11 protein-coding genes are annotated in these 14,336 nt (G+C 71.6%); 2 read left to right on the top strand and 9 right to left on the bottom strand.

What is annotated here, in order from left to right; genetic code table 11:
* Positions 1-89 precede the first annotated feature (89 nt).
* From ACFULQ_RS00845 to ACFULQ_RS00820, 6 genes are all read right to left on the bottom strand, one after another.
* Positions 90-1,418 (bottom strand): wax ester/triacylglycerol synthase family O-acyltransferase, encoded by a 1,329-nt coding sequence (locus ACFULQ_RS00845; RefSeq protein ID WP_383536226.1) that lies wholly within the window; start codon positions 1,416-1,418, stop codon positions 90-92.
* 145 nt (positions 1,419-1,563) lie between these two features.
* Complete coding sequence (locus ACFULQ_RS00840) at positions 1,564-4,176, bottom strand: PA14 domain-containing protein (protein WP_383536224.1); 2,613 nt, start codon at positions 4,174-4,176, stop codon at positions 1,564-1,566.
* A 75-nt stretch (positions 4,177-4,251) separates the two neighbouring features.
* The gene (locus ACFULQ_RS00835; RefSeq protein ID WP_383536221.1) at positions 4,252-4,698 is read right to left on the bottom strand and encodes a GNAT family N-acetyltransferase; all 447 of its coding nucleotides are present in this window, start codon (positions 4,696-4,698) and stop codon (positions 4,252-4,254) included.
* Between the two features lie 10 nt (positions 4,699-4,708).
* A complete protein-coding gene (glgC, locus tag ACFULQ_RS00830) occupies positions 4,709-5,929 on the bottom strand; it encodes a glucose-1-phosphate adenylyltransferase (RefSeq protein WP_383536219.1) in 1,221 nt (406 codons plus the stop codon).
* Positions 5,930-5,977: 48 nt separating this feature from the next.
* Positions 5,978-7,132: a glycogen synthase gene (gene glgA / locus ACFULQ_RS00825; RefSeq protein ID WP_383536217.1), complete on the bottom strand. Its 1,155-nt coding sequence runs from the start codon at positions 7,130-7,132 to the stop codon at positions 5,978-5,980.
* Between the two features lie 39 nt (positions 7,133-7,171).
* The gene (locus ACFULQ_RS00820; RefSeq protein ID WP_383536215.1) at positions 7,172-7,966 is read right to left on the bottom strand and encodes an IucA/IucC family C-terminal-domain containing protein; all 795 of its coding nucleotides are present in this window, start codon (positions 7,964-7,966) and stop codon (positions 7,172-7,174) included.
* Between the two features lie 210 nt (positions 7,967-8,176).
* Between ACFULQ_RS00820 and ACFULQ_RS00815 the strand changes: the two genes are divergently transcribed.
* A complete protein-coding gene (locus ACFULQ_RS00815) occupies positions 8,177-9,499 on the top strand; it encodes a DMT family transporter (RefSeq protein WP_383536213.1) in 1,323 nt (440 codons plus the stop codon).
* On the opposite strand, the gene ACFULQ_RS00810 is transcribed toward ACFULQ_RS00815, so the two are convergent.
* Complete coding sequence (locus tag ACFULQ_RS00810; protein WP_383536210.1) at positions 9,489-10,628, bottom strand: transglycosylase family protein; 1,140 nt, start codon at positions 10,626-10,628, stop codon at positions 9,489-9,491. The two genes, ACFULQ_RS00815 and ACFULQ_RS00810, sit on opposite strands and share 11 nt — an antisense overlap.
* Positions 10,629-10,914: 286 nt before the next feature.
* Between ACFULQ_RS00810 and gndA the strand changes: the two genes are divergently transcribed.
* Positions 10,915-12,354 (top strand): NADP-dependent phosphogluconate dehydrogenase, encoded by a 1,440-nt coding sequence (gndA, locus tag ACFULQ_RS00805; protein WP_383536209.1) that lies wholly within the window; start codon positions 10,915-10,917, stop codon positions 12,352-12,354.
* Between the two features lie 1,138 nt (positions 12,355-13,492).
* On the opposite strand, the gene ACFULQ_RS00800 is transcribed toward gndA, so the two are convergent.
* Together ACFULQ_RS00800 and panD are read right to left on the bottom strand one after the other, a co-directional pair.
* Positions 13,493-13,843: a GNAT family N-acetyltransferase gene (locus ACFULQ_RS00800; RefSeq protein WP_383536207.1), complete on the bottom strand. Its 351-nt coding sequence runs from the start codon at positions 13,841-13,843 to the stop codon at positions 13,493-13,495.
* Positions 13,844-13,877: 34 nt separating this feature from the next.
* Positions 13,878-14,297, bottom strand: a complete 420-nt coding sequence (panD, locus tag ACFULQ_RS00795) for an aspartate 1-decarboxylase (RefSeq protein ID WP_383536205.1) — start codon at positions 14,295-14,297, stop codon at positions 13,878-13,880.
* Positions 14,298-14,336 lie beyond the last annotated feature (39 nt).

Genomic DNA, 14,336 nt, shown 5'->3' with positions numbered 1-14,336 from the left:
TGGTCACCCGTGCGGCGCTGAGGCCGCGTCCGCTTGTCGAACGCGGAATTTTACTTCAGCGCCGGGCCCGGCCCCCAATCCGGAAACGATCAGGAGCCGCAGGCGGTCAGCAGTTCCTTCACCTCCTCGGACAGCGCCCGGGCGAGCCGGTCCAGGTCGGGCACCGCTTCCGCGTCCGCGACCAGGCCGTAGTGGACCTGTCCGCGGTACGTCGAGATCGCGACCGCGAGGGACTGGCCACCGGCGAGCGGGGCGAAGGGGTAGACCTCCGTGACCGGGTTGCCGCCGAGCTTCAGACCGATGCTCGGCAGGGGCACGCTGGTGACCAGGATGTCGAACCAGAGCCGGGCGCCCTTGCCGGCCAGGGGGCCGGCGAGCCGGTGACCGAGGGCCGGGACGTGGTCGGCGAGCAGGGCCACCGCGCCCGCGCCCCGGTTGGAGCCCGCGTCCTTGTTGCGGTCCATGGCCCTGCGGACCGTGTCGAGGCGGCCCAGCGGGTCGGGGTCGCCGACCGGAAGCCGCATCAGGTACCCGGAGAGCCGGTTGCCCTGCGGGTGCGCGGTGCGCGGACGGCGCTTGGAGACGGGGATCAGGGCGCGGGGCGCCACGCCCGCGCTGCCGTCGCCGCGCTCGTCCAGCCAGCGGCGCAGGGCGCCCGCGACGACGGCGATCAGGACGTCGTTGACGGTGCCGCCGCGGGACTTGCGGACGCGGTGCACGTCGTCGAGGTCGACGACGACTCCCGCGGTGCGGCGGGTGCCGCTCGGCTCGGCGGTGAGGGCCTGCGAGGAGCGCACGGCCACCGAGGACAGGGCGACGCAGGCGCCGATGTCGAGAGCACGACCGAGGTCGGAGACCGCGCCCCGGACCAGGTCGGGCAGCTTGCGCACGTCCGGCAGCAGCGGCTTCGCGGGCTCCTCGGGACGCGGCTTGCGGGCGGGCAGGTCCATCGGGTCCAGGACGGCGGCGGCGAGCGTCAGCGCCCGCAGTCCGTCGGCCAGGGCGTGGTGGAACTTGAAGAGCACGGCGAAGGAGACGCCGTCCTCCCCCGGCAGCACATGCGCCTCCCACGGCGGCCGCTCACGGTCGAGCGGCCGCTGCATGAGACGGCCCGCCTCGGTCTGGAAGTCGGCGGTCGGGGCGTGCAGCAGGACGTGCCGGAGCGGGTCGAAGGCGGGGTCGGGCACGCGCGCGGCGCCCCCGAAGGCGTACGGGAAGCCGAGCGGCCACACGTCCCGGATCCGCATTCTGAGGCCGGGCACGGCGGCGGCCCGGCCGGCGAGCAGATCGGCCGCGTGGGCGCCCGCGGTGGGCGAGTGCGCCGCGAAGACGCCGAGCGCGCCCAGGTGCATCGGGTGCTCGGCGGTTTCCATGTTCCAGAACGCCAGGTCGAGAGGGGCGAGCAGGTCTGAAGTCAATGGCTTGCCTCGCGTCGACGACGGGTGGAGCAGCAGTCAATCGCCCTCCGGCGATTACGGTCAAGTACGATCAAGCTACGCACAGTTAACAGCAGATTACGTCCCGCCCCTTCGGAAAGGGGCGGGACACAAGGTGTGGATGTGATCAGCCGTCGGTTGCCGCACAGCCCGCCGGAGTCGCCCGGGACGCGTCCCGGATCAGCGCCCGGTGCGCGGCCGCGACCCGCTCGACGTCCGGTTTCAGGACCTTGCGGTCGTAGGTGAGCAGCCCGTTGAGCTCTCCTTCCACGTCCGTGATCTGCGTGTACACGGCCCCGTTGCTGCCCCGGCACACCAGCGCCCGCACCTCGTCGAGCTTGGCCAGGTAGTCGTCGGTGTAGGTCGCCGGATCGACGTCGACGTACGACTGCTGCACGGACCAGGCGTGTCCGGGCACCGCCAGGCCGAGGCCGCCGTACTCCCCGCTGACCAGGGCACGCCTGCCGTCCGGGCGGGGCGGCAGGGCAGGGCTCGGGTAACCGTGCTCGTCCATGATGTCGCCGGCGTTGCCGTCCGTCCCCAGGTTCAGTCCCGACTGGTTGTTGACCAGGCGGGTCGGGTCCCAGGCCTTGGCCTGTTCGGCGATCCGGCCGATGTCGTACTGCCCCCAGCCCTCGTTGAAGGTCACCCACATGACGACCGAGGGGCTGCTGATGTGCTGGTCGATCATCTGTTTGAGCTCACGCTCGTACTCGGCGCGGGCGGCGGGGCCCGGGTTCACCCCGGCCGTCATGGCGGGCATGTCCTGCCACACCAGCAGGCCCAGCCGGTCGGCCCAGAAAAACCAGCGGTCGGGTTCGACCTTGATGTGCTTGCGCACGGCGTTGAAGCCGAGCCGCTTGTGCGCCTTCAGATCGTGGGCGAGGGCCTCGTCGGTGGGCGCGGTGTGCAGGCCGTCGGGCCAGAAGCCCTGGTCGAGGGTGGCCATCATGAAGACCGGCTCCCCGTTGAGGACCGTGCGCGGGGTGCCGTTCACGCTCTCGACAGCGATGGAGCGCATCCCGAAGTAGCTGCCGACGCGGTCGGCACCGACGGTCACCTCCAGGTCGTAGAGGAACGGGTCGTCGGGCGACCACAGGCGCGGATTCGCGATGCCCAGGTCGAGCGGTTCACCCGTACGGCCGCGCGCCGTCGCCACCTTCCGCTTTCCGGCGTACGCCGTCGCCGTGATCGGTACGCCGTCGCGGACGCCCCGCGCCTCGACCCTCAGCCGGTCGGTGGAGAGGTCGGGTGTCAGCTTGAGGGAGTCGACGTGGTCACGGGCGACCGGTTCCATCCAGACGGTCTGCCAGATACCGGAGGACGGGGTGTACCAGATGCCGCTCGGGTCGAGGCGCTGCTTGCCGAGGGGCGGGTTCTCGCCGTCGGCCGCGTCGGTCGGGTCGTACACGCCGACGATCAGTTCCTGACTGCGGCCGGGCTTCAGCGCGTCGGTGATGTCGGCGCTGAACTTGTCGTAGCCGCCGGTGTGTTCGGCGACCCTGGTGCCGTTCACGTACACCTCTGAACGCCAGTCGACCGCGCCGAAGTTGAGGCGCAGGCGCTTGCCGGAGCCGATGTGCCAGTCGGCCGGGACGGTGAAGGTGCGGCGGTACCACATGCGGTCCTCGTGCCGTTCCAGACCGGAGAGCTGGGACTCCACCGGGTACGGGACGAGGATGCGCTCGGCCAGATCCCGGCCCACCGGCGGCTGTTCGCCCGCCTCGGCGGCGGCGAACTGCCAGCGGCCGTTGAGGTTCTGCCACTGCGTGCGGGTCAACTGGGGGCGCGGGTACTCGGGATGGGCGTTGTCCGGCCCCACCTCGTCGGCCCACTTCGTCAGCAGCTCGTACGTCGAGCGGTTGGAGCCGCTGCTCCAGAAGGCGTTGACAACGTTGCCGTCGGTGCCGATGAGGCCGCCGGCACCGTCGTAGCGGATGTCGGCGGTGCCGCGTGCGGTGCCGGTCCTGTTGCCGACGACGGGCTCGGCGAGGGTGACCAGGAGGGCGCGGGCGTCCTTCGGGTCCTGCTTCACCGCTCCCAGAGGCCACTTGGCGCCGCCGATCACCGCCTGGAGGTGGTCCGTGAGGCCGGCCGGGGGTGCGGCGAGGGGCTGGGCGAAGTCGAGCCTCAGGGTGCGGCCGGTGCCGAGGACGGTGGTCGCGACCGGGCCGTCGTAGTCGTAACCGTCGGGGAGCCGGAACGCCGACTGGGGGACGGCCTGCTTGGTGCCGCCCGGCTGGATCCAGCGCAGGTGGAGGTTGGAGCCGCCGTAGTGCTCGAAGTACTCGACCTTGATGTCGTAGGACTGTCCGGCGGTCAACTCGACCGGCTCGGCGCTCTGTTCGCGGTCCCAGTCGTCGACCCAGTGGTCGATGAGGAGCCGGCCGCCGATCCAGAGGCGGAAGCCGTTGTCGCCGATGACCGAGAAGGTGTGGGGACCGGTCGTCTCCGGTACGACCTTGCCGGTCCAGCGGACGCTGACGTCGTCCGAGCGGCCGGTCGCGGCGGCGAGGCGGGGTTCGAGGGTGTCGAAGTCGAGGTTCGGGTCGAAGGTGGTGGCCTTCAGCTCGTGGAAGTCGAAGGCGCCGGGGGCGGACTGGGTCCAGTACTCGCCCTTGAGACCACGGGCCTCGACGGGGTCGTCCGCGGCCGGGGCGGGCGTGGCGGTGAGGCCGGCCAGGCCGAGCAGCGCGGCCAGCAGTAACGCGAGCCGGCCCCTGAGACGTCTGGTGTGCACGGAAGCCTCCATAACAACGTTGTCATGGGCATGAAATGGCATGACAACACGGATCCGGGCTTCCGTCCAGGGATCTCACCGCCCGGCTCGGGCTCCGGGAGTCCACTTGAGGTAGGCGGCCGTCTCGGTGAAGCCCAGGCGCCGGTAGAAGTCCGCGGCCCGGCGCGTGGGCACGCACACCTGCGCGTCGGCGGCCCGCTCGGCGGCCTCCAGCACCGCGCGCACGAGCCCTGAGCCGATGTCGTGGCCGCGGTGCGCCGCGTCGACGGTGAGTTCCAGCAGTTCGAGGACCGTGCCCCCGGCGAAGAGCGTGGGAGCGCGGACGGCGTAGGCGTACCCGACCACGCGCCCGCCCTCCTCGGCGGCCAGGAACTCGGCCCTGCCGTCCGCGGCGGCCGCCAGGACCGCGGGGAAGGTGACCGCCGTGAAGCGGCCCGGCTCGGGAGTGTGGCTGGTGGCGAAGTCGCGGAGCAGGCGGAAGACGTCGTCCGCGTCGGCGGGTGTCACGGCGCGGACGGTCATTCCGGGCCTCCTACGACACCAGCTGGCCCTTGCCCAGCGCGATCACCCCGCCCTTGGACACCGTGTACAGCTCCGCGTCCCGCTCCGGGTTCACGCCGATCGTGGCGCCCGGCGGGACCTCGGTGTTCTTGTCGAGGACGGCACCCCGGACCACCGCGCCCCGGCCGATCTTGACGTTGTCGTGCAGCACCGAGCCCTGGACCACCGCGCCCGGGTCGACCAGGACGCCCGGGGAGAGGACGGAACGGGTGACCTGGCCCCGGATCAGGCAGCCGGCGCTGATGATGGACTCGCTGGCGATGCCGCCGGCGTTGAAGCGGGCCGGGGAGAGCTGGCCGGAGTGGGTGTAGATGGGCCACTGGCGGTTGTAGAGGTTGAAGGCGGGGCGCTCGGCGATCAGGTCCATGTGGGCGTCGTAGTAGGCGTCCAGGGTGCCCACGTCCCGCCAGTAGCCGCGGTCGCGGGTGGTCTCGCCGGGGACGTGGTTGGCGCTGAAGTCGTAGAGCTGGGCCTCGCCGCGGTCGGTGAGCTGCGGCAGGATCGAGCCGCCCATGTCGTGGACGGAGTTCACGTCCTCGGAGTCCCGCTGGAGCGCCTCGATCAGCGCCTTGGTCGTGAAGATGTAGTTGCCCATCGAGGCGAACACGCACTCCGGGTCGTCCGCGAGGCCGGGCGGGTCGGCGGGCTTCTCCAGGAAGCTCTCCACCGTGAGGCCGTCCGAGCCCGGGGCGATCACCCCGAAGGACGACGACTCGGAGCGCGGGACGCGGATCCCCGCCACCGTCACACCCGCCCCGGACTCGATGTGCTGCGCGAGCATCTGGCGCGGGTCCATGCGGTACACGTGGTCGGCGCCGAACACCGCCACGTACTCGGGGCGCTCGTCGTAGATCAGGTTCAGCGACTGGAGGATCGCGTCCGCGCTGCCCAGGTACCAGCGCGGACCGAGGCGCTGCTGGGCGGGCACCGGCGTGATGTAGTTGCCGAGCAGGCTCGACATCCGCCAGGTGGTGGTGATGTGCCGGTCCAGCGAGTGCGACTTGTACTGCGTGAGCACACAGATGCGCAGGATGTCGCCGTTGACGAGGTTGGAGAGGACGAAATCGACCAGACGATACGTTCCTCCGAAGGTGACCGCAGGTTTCGCGCGGTCCGTGGTCAAGGGCATCAGACGTTTGCCCTCTCCGCCCGCCAGTACGATGCCGAGCACCGAAGGTCCACCACGACGCATGGCCGCTCCCCTCACCCTGGTTGAACCATGCTTGCCCTTGTCCGGGGCTTAGTACGCCTGTTTGACGATCTCCTCGTAGAGCCGGACCGTGCGCCGGGCGACGGCGTCCCAGCCGAATTCGCCCACCGCGCGCTCCCGCCCCGCCTCGCCCATCCGACCTGCGGCTTCCGGATCGCCGAGCACCGAGTCGAGTGCCCCGGCGAGGGCCGTTTCGAACCCGTCGTCCACGGTCACGAGCAGTCCGGTCCTGCCGTCGTCCACGACCTCGGGGATCCCGCCGACCCGCGAGGCCACCACGGGAGTACCGCAGGCCATCGCCTCCAGATTGACGATGCCGAGGGGTTCGTACACCGAGGGACAGACGAAGACGGCCGCATGGGTGAGAAGCTGGATCACCTCCGGGCGGGGCAGCATCTGCGGGATCCAGTGCACGCCCTCGCGGACCCGGCTCAGCTCCTCGAAGAGCTCACGGAACTCGCGGTCGATCTCGGGGGTGTCCGGGGCGCCCGCGCACAGCACGACCTGCGCTCCCGGGTCGATGTCCCGCACCGCGCGCAGCAGGTGCGGCACGCCCTTCTGGCGGGTGATACGGCCGACGAACAGCACGAACGGGCGGTCGCGGTCCAGGCCGATGCGGTCCAGCACGTCGGTGCCGTGGTCCGGCCGGTACAGCGTGGTGTCGATGCCGTTGTGCACGATGTGGACCTTGGCCGGGTCCAGTCCCGGGTAGCAGCCGAGGATGTCCTCGCGCATCGCCCCGGAGACCGCGACCACCGCGTCGGCGGACTCGATCGCGGTGCGCTCGGCCCAGCTGGAGAGGGCGTATCCGCCGCCGAGCTGCTCGGCCTTCCAGGGGCGCAGGGGCTCCAGGGAGTGGGCGGTCATCACGTGCGGGATGCCGTGCAGCAGCTTGCCGAAGTGGCCGGCGAGATTGGCGTACCAGGTGTGCGAGTGGACCAGCTCACGGCCTTCGAGCCCGGCGGCCATGGAGAGGTCCACGGAGAATGTGCGCAGCGCGTCGTTGGCCGCGTCCAGCCCTGACCAGGGGCGGTGCCGGATCACGCCCTCGGTGCGGCCCTCGCCCCAGCAGTGCACGTCCAGGTCGACGAGGGGTCTCAACTCCCGGGCGAGGAACTCGACATGGACACCCGCGCCGCCGTACACATCCGGCGGGTACTCCCGGGTCAGCAGGCCCACACGCACCCGGAACCCCCTGTCTTTGCGGCTGGTCGGCTTTCATGGTCACCCAGATGCGCCGCGCGGGGAAGAGCGCGGGGCTCGTGTGAAGCAACAGTCACCGCACACGCCTCCTTGCGGCAACCGGTAGTACAGGCAGCAGCTGCGGCGGCGGAGCGTGCGGGGGTCGAGGGTGCCCGCGAGGAGCGGGTGGGCGAGGAGCTCGGCCGCGAGGGTGCGGGCGCGGTCGCCGGTGCTGTGGTGGCTCAGTTGTCGGACGGCTCCGGCCAGGGCGGATCCGGCGTTGCCCCACAGGAGTCCGAGGGCCAGGCGGTACTGGGTGCGGAGCGCGGCGGCCAGGGGTTCGAGGTGGCCGTGCAGGACGGTGTCGGCGAGGGTCTGGGCGTCACCCGGCAGGGACTCGTCCGCACCTTGGAGGCCTTGGAAGCCTTGGCGTCCTCGGGGTCCTTGTAGGCCTTGGAGGCTCAGCCACAGGTCGTCGGGGGCGCTGCCGTCGGGGTCCCAGTGCAGCCGGCCGGGCGACAGGTCGGGGATCCGGCCGTACACGGCCGCACAGCCGAGCGCCACCGACCACAGCCGGGCCGCGAGGCCCAGGTGGGCGATGGAGGCCCCGATCCGGGGCTCGGGGGCGTTCAGGGCCTGGGCGACCTTCCGGACACGAAAAGTCAGGGAATTTCCGTAAACATCCGACGACCGGTTCTCGTAGACTTGTGCGAGGGTCGGCAGCGCCGGGCGCGAGGTCCCGGCGGGGTCGCCGATCGTGCGTAGGACGAAGAAGGCGCCGAGCGGTCGCAGCGCCGCGAGTTCCGGGTCGAGGTCCACGACCAGCAGTAGTACCAAGGCCCGTAGGGGAACCCACCAGGGGGCCTCCACCCCGTGTCACCCGCCTTGGGGAGGACACGGACCCTTTTGTACTCCATCGGCAGTAGGACCCATTGCCTGCTCAGGTACGACGACGGGAAGAAGTTTTCCGGGCATCGTGTTGTTCATGGAAGACGACCGTTCGTCGCACCGGGCAAGTCGCCCCCGCCTCACGCAGAGGAGCAGCTCATGAGTGCCCTCGCGTTGTCCGTGCTCCTCTCGCTCGTCTCCGCCGTCGCCTACGCGGGCGGAGCGATCGTGCAGGAGCAGGTCGCCGTGTCGCACCCCGACGAGCAGTACGCGCCCCTGCGCCGGCCGAGCTGGTGGGCGGCGGTCGCGTTGAACGGCCTGGGCGGACTGCTGCACGTGGTGGCGCTCGCGTACGGTCCCCTGAGCCTGGTCCAGCCGCTGGGCGCCCTGACGATCGTGTTCGCGCTGCCGATGGCCGCGCTGTTCGTGGGCCGCAGGGCCGGGGCCACCGCCTGGCGGGGCGCGATCATGGCCACGGTGGGTCTTGCCGGTCTGCTCTCCCTGGTGGGCGCGGCCGACGCGCAGTCGCTGAGCACGGCCCAGCGGGTGTTCGCCGGGCTGGTCACGGCCGCCGCGGTGGTCGCGCTGATGATCGCGGGCCGGGCCGCGCACCGGCACCCGGCGGTGCGCAGCGTGCTGCTCGCGACCGCGTCCGGCATAGCGTTCGGCATGTCCTCGGTGTTCACCAAGACGGTCGCCGTCGACTGGAGCGGCGGGATCGCCACGGCGGACCTGCCCTCACTGGCCGCGATCGGCGTGCTGGCCACGGCCGGTCTGATGCTGTCGCAGGCCTCCTACCGCGGCGCGGGCCTCGCGGCCCCGCTGGCCACGCTGACGGTCGTCAACCCGGTGGTGGCGGCGGCGGTCGGCATCACGATGTTCGGCGAGACGTTCCGCTACGGCACCACGGGCACCGCGCTCGCGCTGAGCTGCGGTGTGGTGGCGGCGGGCGGTCTGATCCTGCTGACCACGGAGCGAATCCAGCGGACCCACGCCGAGGCGGAGCCGACGGCGGCCGAGGGCGAGGACGGGTTCCTGCCGGCGGCGGGCGAGCGGGAGGATGTGCTGCTGGGAGAGGATGTGCTCCGGGGCGGGGACGTGCTCCTGACGGCGGCCGAGCGGGAAGGCGGATTCCTGCCCGCCGCGACCGAGCGGGAAACCCGACTCCCGTCGGCGGCGGGCGAGCGGGACACCCGGTTCCTGGCCGCGCAGGGCGAGCCCGAGGAGGTGTTCCTGCCGGCGCCCGCCGAGTCACCGGCCGACGCGTTGGTGCGCGAGGGCGTGCTCGTCGAGCAGGTCGCCGCCCTGCGCGAGGAGTTGCTCGTCCCGGCCCCGGCGGCGCCCGCGGCGCTGACGGGCGGCCCGGCCGACGAGCGCCCGGCGTCTCGCGCCGAAATGCCGACGTACTACGGCCCCTTCTACGGCGCCGCCTACATCCCGTTGCCGATGCTCGACCGGCACCGCGCGCGGGTCAAATCCTGACGCCCCCGGCCCGGAGGTACGCCACCGGGTCGATGTCGGAGCCGAAGCCGGGCCCCGTCCGCACCTCGAAGTGCAGATGCGGGCCCGTGCTGTTGCCGGTGGACCCGGAGCGGCCGATGCGCTGTCCGGCGCCCACGCTCTGCCCGGCCTTCACGGAGATGGCGGACAGATGGGCGTACTGGGTGTAGCGGCCGTCGCCGTGCCGGATGACCACCTGGTAGCCGAAGGAGCCGCCCCAGCCGGAGGCGACCACCTTCCCGGCCGCGACCGCCTTCACGGTGGTCCCGGTGGGCACCGCGAAGTCGACGCCGGTGTGGTAGCCCTTCGACCAGGACGAGCCCGCCTTGTGGTACGGGGTGCTGAGAGAGGCGTTCACGGGGGCGACCAGGCCGCTGTCCGTGGCCTTCTTCTCCGCCTTCTCGCTCTTCTCCGTCGTCTGCGAGCCGGAGGAGGTCCTCCTCGTCGAGACGGGGTCGGCGGTGGTGGTCGTACCGGCCATGGCCCGCAGTTTCAGCCGCTGCCCGGGCAGGATGAGGTCGGGATCGGCCCCGACGGTCTGCCGGTTGGCGGCGTAGAGCTGCCGCCAGCCGCCACGGACCTTCTCGGCGTCGGCGATCCCGGAGAGCGAGTCGCCGCGGACCACGGTGTACATCTCGGCGGTCCCGGCCCGCGACTGCGGGGTGGTCTGCGGCTGGACGTCCGGCGCCGAGGACGACTTCCTGGATACGGGCTGGATGTCCGGGCCTGCTCCCCCGCGGGTGAGCCCGGCCCGCACCGAGCACGTCGGCCAGGCGCCCGGTCCCTGTCCGTCCAGCACCTTCTCGGCCACGGCGATCTGCTGGTCCTTGGTGGCCAGATCCGCACGGGCCGCGTACCGGGTGCCGCCGTACGCCTCCCACGTGGACCGGGTGAACTGGAGCCCGCCGTAATAGCCGTTGCCCGTGTTGATGCTCCAGTTGTTGCTGGACTCGCACGCGGCGACCTTGTTCCAGGTGTCCACGTCGGCCGCGTGGGCCGTGCCGGTGCCGATGAGCGGGACCGCGATGCCCACGCCACCCGCGGTGACGGTGAGCGAGGCGCGGTTGATCCTGTTCGGCTGATACCGACGGTGCCGGCCGCGTACGGCCATGGTGGCCTCCCCCTACGACATGCGTCTTGCGCCAGGAGGGGCAAAAGTAAGCGCTGCGAACAGGCCATGACAAGACGGCAACCAGCCGAGCCGGAGCTCAAGCGGGCGCGTTCACGGCCGAGTTGGGAAACGGCTGAGGCAGGCGGGGGCTTTCGTGCGTATCTGCCTGCGTAACGACGCACACCCCGGACGTGCGCACGCCGTACCGGCACGTCAGGATGGCCAGGGTCGATACTGGTCGGACGACCGGCACCACCGATAACGGATGCTTTAGGAGCCACACCGTATGAGCACTACAGCGCAGATCGGCGTCACGGGCCTCGCGGTCATGGGCCGCAACCTGGCCCGCAACTTCGCCCGCAACGGCTATACGGTCGCCCTGCACAACCGGACCGCGTCGCGTACGCACGCCCTGGTCGAGGAGTTCGGGAGCGAGGGCGACTTCATCGCGGCCGAGACCGCCAAGGAGTTCGTCGCGGCGCTGGAGCGGCCGCGCCGACTGGTCATCATGGTGAAGGCCGGCGAGCCGACCGACGCCGTGATCCAGGAGTTCGCGCCGCTCCTGGAGCCCGGCGACATGATCATCGACGGCGGCAACGCGCACTTCGCGGACACCCGGCGCCGGGAGCGCGAACTGCGCGAGCAGGGCATCCACTTCGTCGGCATGGGCGTCTCCGGCGGCGAGGAGGGCGCGCTCAACGGCCCGAGCATCATGCCGGGCGGCCCGAAGGAGTCGTACGACTCGCTCGGTCCGATGCTGGAGAAGATCTCCGCGAAGGCGGCCGACGGGTCGCCGTGCGTGACCCACGTCGGTCCCGACGGCGCCGGGCACTTCGTGAAGATGGTCCACAACGGCATCGAGTACGCCGACATGCAGCTGATCGGCGAGGCGTACCAGCTGCTGCGGGACGTGGCCGGGTACTCCCCCGCGCAGATCGCGGACATCTTCCGCACCTGGAACACGGGCCGTCTCGACTCGTACCTGATCGAGATCACGGCCGAGGTGCTGTCCCACGTGGACGCGGCGACGGGCAAGCCGTTCGTGGACGTGGTGGTGGACCAGGCCGAGCAGAAGGGCACGGGGCGGTGGACCGTGCAGATCGCGCTGGACCTCGGTGTCCCGGTCTCGGGTATCGCGGAGGCGGTCTTCGCGCGCTCGCTGTCCGGGCACGCGGAGCTGCGGGAGGCGTCCCGCGGTCTCGCCGGGCCCAAGGCGACGCCGCTGTCGGAGGCCGAGGCGGGCGCCTTCGCGGACCGGGTCGAGCAGGCGCTGTACGCCTCGAAGATCGTGTCGTACACGCAGGGCTTCCACGAGATCGCGGCCGCGCGTGAGGAGTACGACTGGGACATCGACCTGGGTGCCGTCGCCGCGATCTGGCGTGGCGGCTGCATCATCCGGGCGGCGTTCCTGGACCGCATCCGCTCCGCCTACGACACCCGCGCGGACCTGCCGAGCCTGCTGTCCGACGACACCTTCGCGCAGGAGATCGCCGCCGCGCAGGACGACTGGCGCGAGGTCATCGTCGCGGCGACGCGCCAGGGTGTGCCGACGCCGGGCTTCGCGGCGGCGCTGGCCTACTACGACGCGCTGCGCGCCGAGCGGCTGCCTGCGGCGCTGACGCAGGGGCAGCGGGACTTCTTCGGAGCGCACACCTACCGGCGCACGGACCGCGAGGGCTCGTTCCACACGCTGTGGGGCGGGGACCGGTCCGAGGTGGAGGCCTGACGTCCGAGACGTACGGCATGGAGGAGGGCCACCGCTCGGTGGCCCTCCTCCACTGTGTCGCTCGTCGTCAGCTGAGCGGCGGACCCGGCTCCGGGTTCGGTACCGGCTCGGGGCCCGGGGGGATCGGGGACGGGGCCGGGTCGGGGGTGGGGGTGGGGCCGGGCGTCGGGTCCGGAACGGGGCCTGGGCCCGGGGTCGGGTCCGGACCTGGGGCCGGGGGTTCCGGGGTCGGGCCCGGTGTGGGGGCCGGGCCGGGGCCCGGAGTGGGACCCGGGGGTACGGGGTCGGGGTACGGGTTGGTCATCAGGTCCTCCAGCCAGTCGGTCGACGTCGGCTCTGAACTGCTCCGTCCGTCTCTGGACTACTCCCCGCGTACCCGTGACCGATCCCGGCAGTCACCCGACGGTGTGAGGGGGGAGGCAGGCGGGGCCGCGTGTCACTGTGCCGCGGCCTCACGGTTCATGCGTGGCAACTGCCCGCCCATGAGCGTGCCACCCCCTCCCCAGACACATCGACGCGAACCGGCCGGCCTGGGGCCGAGGGGTCGGTGGCAACCTTGGTCGAGGGATAGTCCGGGTCGCGGCCCAGGGATGGATGGGGCCACGACTCGGCTCGTGGATCGACGGGGCCACGGCTCGCGAACTGCGTTGCTCGCGGCCCTGGGCGTCGCTGGGGACCGCATTCGCGGGACAGGCCGGGTAGCCGCCCAGGGATGGGGGGCTTGCGGTCCGGCTCGTGGATCGGCCGGGCTGCGACTCACGGACCGGCGGGGCCGCGGCCGATGGACCGGCGGCACCTGGCTCAAGCTGAGGGCGGTCCTCGGACCGGTGGAGGCCGCGGCCCATGGACCGGTGGAGGCCGCGGCGCGTGGACCGGTGGCAACTCAGCCCATGGACCGGCGGAAGCCGCGGCCCGTGGACCGGTGGCACCTCACCCCACCGACCGGCTGGACCGCAGCCCAAGGACCGATGGAAGCCGCTGCCCGTGGAGACGGTGGCACCTCACCCCACCGACCGGCTGGACCGCAGCCCATGGACCGGTGGCATCTCAACTCACGAGCCCGCGCCGGAGGTTGCTCACGGCGCGACGGGATTGCCGATCTCGGAGCCGTGGGCGGCGTCGGTGCCGTGTTGGTTGGTCAGAAGCCCTCGGGGTTGGCTGCCAGCCACTGCTTCGCCGCACGGAGGAGTTGGGGGTCGGCCGCGGGGGCCTCGTCGGGGTGGCGTTCGGCCCACTTGACGACGTACGGGCACAGGGGCGCGACGGGGATGCCCTCGCGGGCCGCGATGGTGTAGAGCTCGCGGGCGAGGGAGCCGGCGATGCCCTGGCCCTCGTGGGCCGGTTCGACGATGGTGTGGACCGGGACCAGGGCGCGCTCGGGCGATTCGAGGACGAAGTACTGGATGTGGCCGACGACTTCGCCTCCCCCGGAAGCGAAGGCCTCCAGGCGCCCGGCCTGTCGGTCGTCGCGGATCTCGATGTCGCTCATGGGCACGCTCCTGGTCCGAAGGTCGTCGAACGGGTCAGGCCGACACCGCCTGCGAGCTGCGCTCCTGGTCCGAACCGGGCACCGGCTCGGACGGATCGGCCCCGAGCGCGACGACACGGTTGTCGTGGTCCACGTGCACGACCCGGGGTACGAGTGCCCGCGCCTCGGCGTCGGTCACCTGAGCGTAACTGATGATGATCACCAGATCTCCGGGGTGGACGAGATGGGCGGCGGCACCGTTGATACCGATCACACCCGAACCGCGCTCGCCTTCGATGACGTACGTCTCCAGCCGGGCGCCGTTGGTGATGTCGACGATGTGGACGAGCTCACCGGGCAGCAGGTCGGCGGCGTCGAGAAGGTCCGCGTCGATGGTCACCGATCCCACGTAGTGCAGGTCGGCCTGGGTGACGGTGGCGCGGTGGATCTTGGACTTGAACATGGTGCGCAGCATGTCGAACTCCTGAAAGACGGCTCCCTGCCTGCTTTGTGC

Origin of the sequence: Streptomyces sp. NPDC057253 (assembly GCF_042669125.1) — a bacterium.
In the GTDB taxonomy this organism is placed as follows: domain Bacteria; phylum Actinomycetota; class Actinomycetes; order Streptomycetales; family Streptomycetaceae; genus Streptomyces.
Note: the sequence above shows the minus strand (reverse complement) of the source record. Positions and strands in the feature narration are given on the sequence as shown.

What these genes read in the sequence shown, in the direction of transcription:
- ACFULQ_RS00835 (WP_383536221.1), bottom strand. Translation starts at nt 4,698, where the DNA reads ATGACCGTCCGCGCCGTGACACCCGCCGACGCGGACGACGTCTTCCGC.
- glgC (WP_383536219.1), bottom strand. Translation starts at nt 5,929, where the DNA reads ATGCGTCGTGGTGGACCTTCGGTGCTCGGCATCGTACTGGCGGGCGGA.
- ACFULQ_RS00815 (WP_383536213.1), top strand. Translation starts at nt 8,177, where the DNA reads ATGAGTGCCCTCGCGTTGTCCGTGCTCCTCTCGCTCGTCTCCGCCGTC.
- ACFULQ_RS00810 (WP_383536210.1), bottom strand. Translation starts at nt 10,628, where the DNA reads ATGGCCGTACGCGGCCGGCACCGTCGGTATCAGCCGAACAGGATCAAC.
- gndA (WP_383536209.1), top strand. Translation starts at nt 10,915, where the DNA reads ATGAGCACTACAGCGCAGATCGGCGTCACGGGCCTCGCGGTCATGGGC.
- ACFULQ_RS00800 (WP_383536207.1), bottom strand. Translation starts at nt 13,843, where the DNA reads ATGAGCGACATCGAGATCCGCGACGACCGACAGGCCGGGCGCCTGGAG.
- panD (WP_383536205.1), bottom strand. Translation starts at nt 14,297, where the DNA reads ATGCTGCGCACCATGTTCAAGTCCAAGATCCACCGCGCCACCGTCACC.